Genomic DNA, 1,918 nt, shown 5'->3' with positions numbered 1-1,918 from the left:
TTTCTTTTTCGTGCAAAAACAAGAGCAGGCTATCTTTTCGATAACCTGCTCTTGTTCTTGATTTTTGGCCTGCGCCTTAACTTAATGACATTGCCCATTTGGGACAGCTTCTTTTTTCATTCATCAGGGGTAACATCAATTTGATCTGCAACAAACTCATTTATGGCTTTATCATATTTATACGTTACATGAACGGTGCATACGTATTCAGGAAGAACGGCATTAATTGGTCTAACAAATCCGCCTATGTTAACTGTCAGTTTCTGATCCTTTAAATTATTTGAAATCAGATCACCAAAGTAAAGTTTGTTTTCAAACTTATCATCCGACTCGTGTGCTAGCGATAGCTCACTGACATTTTTGCTGAATTTGTATTCTTTCCCTTGAGCTTTAGCATTAATTAGTAGCTCATTACCATTTTGTTTAACTTCAGTTTCTAAATCCGCAACAATTTCCTCAACATTCTGTACCTTTATTTCTGAAAGGTTTTCTCCGTTTAATACATGAGCTTCATTAGTACTTAAATTAGTCCCATGTCCGGTAACAAGAATGATGACCGCTTCTTCTTTACCATCCCCTGTAAGATCAATAGAGGACACCCTCGGCTTAGTTACACCACCTAATATTTTCCAGTCAAATTCCTTTTGGCTGCCGTTTACATCTACAATTACTCCATCTGTTTTTTCATAAAGCTTTACTTCTCCATCTTCAGAAGCGCTGAGAAGCTTAGATTGCTCTGTTCCTTTTTCTACCGGAACAGTAGTGGTCTGTTTTACGTCTTGTGAATCACTCGCTGGCTTGTCTGAAGCGCATCCTGAAAATACAAAAGCAGCAGACAATAACAATGTACCCAATCCTATTCCCTTTTTCAATATCCTAATGCTCCTTTCCGTTCGTCTATGAATAATATTACCAGAGTTAACCAAAAACTGGATTACTTAATTTTAACAGATATCACTGAAAAAGTTAAATTAATGACATATATGCCGAATTTTATATATAAACGGCTATGGTGACAGAGATCATTTTGTTGAGCCTTAACTAAATTTAGACAACTAAACTTCCTATTTATTTTTTTGATATTCGGATATTCATATATTCCTTCTATAAAGGGTACATCATCATACGTTACAAGTAGATCCGCAGGTTTTGCGTTCATCGTTCGTATCTGTTGCTGCATCCTTAGTTACATACCTACTGCTAGTTCCGTACGTCTTCTGTATAGAGAAGACGACGAGTAGATAAAAACCAATAATAGAGCCGCAACGACTACTTCTATTATATGTATATGCGATTTCACCAACTAACTATTGCTATATATGTAAATAATATCACTTTATAGCATTAAAGGGTTCCATGATATAATATAGGAATATTTGTTCCTCTTTTTGAGGTGTAGGTTGTAAATAACTACCTTAATATCTCTTTATAGGTAAGAGGGGTGTCTTCTAAAGGGGTGATCATCATAACTACGAACGAAACTGTTAATCGTCGCTTCATTAAATACATGGCCAGCCTTATTCACTACAACTCCATAAACTATGACATAAAAAGAAAAGTTATATCTAATCGATACCCTCTTATCCTTGAAAACAACGACCTCTTAGAATCCATATCACTCGCAGAAGAAGTAGAAATACTATCTCATGATCTAATAGAACACATTACAGATGAATCTCTTTACAAAGCGTATGTATCTCTGTCCGTACAGCAACAGAAGATCTTATCTCTTGCTTATCTGAAATATCTAACTGATAAAGAAATAGCCAAGCTTTTAGGATCCTCACAGCAGAATATCTCAAAGCACCGTTTAAAGGGTTTAGCTAGTTTACGAAGGGTTCTAACTGATATAGAAAGGAGGTAGGATGCAGTGAATGAAATTGATTTATTTGGATTAATTGCTAATTTAGGATTTCCT

Annotated in this window: 2 protein-coding genes; one reads left to right on the top strand and one right to left on the bottom strand. The window is 35.5% G+C overall.

The annotated features are described in order from the left end of the window. Positions 1-116: 116 nt before the first annotated feature. Positions 117-872: a hypothetical protein gene (locus J2T13_RS26120; protein WP_429375631.1), complete on the bottom strand. Its 756-nt coding sequence runs from the start codon at positions 870-872 to the stop codon at positions 117-119. 635 nt (positions 873-1,507) lie between these two features. Between J2T13_RS26120 and J2T13_RS26115 the strand changes: the two genes are divergently transcribed. Continuing rightward, positions 1,508-1,864, top strand: a complete 357-nt coding sequence (locus tag J2T13_RS26115; protein WP_429375630.1) for an RNA polymerase sigma factor — start codon at positions 1,508-1,510, stop codon at positions 1,862-1,864. Positions 1,865-1,918 lie beyond the last annotated feature (54 nt).

It is taken from the genome of Paenibacillus sp. DS2015, assembly GCF_050433705.1.
Taxonomy (GTDB): domain Bacteria; phylum Bacillota; class Bacilli; order Paenibacillales; family Paenibacillaceae; genus Paenibacillus_AQ.
Note: the sequence above shows the minus strand (reverse complement) of the source record. Positions and strands in the feature narration are given on the sequence as shown.